The organism is Kineococcus indalonis, from assembly GCF_009906395.1.
Lineage (GTDB): Bacteria > Actinomycetota > Actinomycetes > Actinomycetales > Kineococcaceae > Kineococcus > Kineococcus indalonis.
In genome coordinates, this window is the sequence record NZ_JAAALM010001032.1 from 1 (window position 1) to 421 (window position 421).

Here is a 421-nt window from a genome sequence, read left to right on the forward strand (position 1 = left end):
GCCGGTGCTGGACCCCGCCGTCGCGGCCCGCCTCAAGCGGGACCCGGCCGGGCTGGTGTGCGCGGTGGTGCAGCAGCACGACACCCGCGAGGTGCTCATGGTGGCGTGGATGGACGACACCGCCCTGGCGCACACCCTGGCCACCGGGCGCGCCACCTACTGGTCGCGCAGCCGGCGCAGCCTGTGGCGCAAGGGCGACACCTCCGGGCACGTGCAGTGGGTCAAGCGCGTCTCGCTGGACTGCGACGGCGACGCGCTGCTCGTGGAGGTGGACCAGGTGGGCGCGGCCTGCCACACCGGGGAGCGCACCTGCTTCGTCGCCGACCCGCTGCCCGCGGTGGCCGGCGGCCCGGCGTGAGCGGGGGCGCCGCCCCGCGGGCGGCCGCGGGGGCGCGCGCCGGGCGCGAGCGCGGCGCGGTGC

1 protein-coding gene is annotated in these 421 nt (G+C 79.3%); it reads left to right on the forward strand.

The window, feature by feature from the left end:
- Positions 1–4 precede the first annotated feature (4 nt).
- Entirely contained in the window at positions 5–358 is a 354-nt protein-coding gene (gene hisI / locus GTR00_RS22555) for a phosphoribosyl-AMP cyclohydrolase (protein ID WP_166613682.1), read from the forward strand.
- Positions 359–421: the final 63 nt, after the last annotated feature.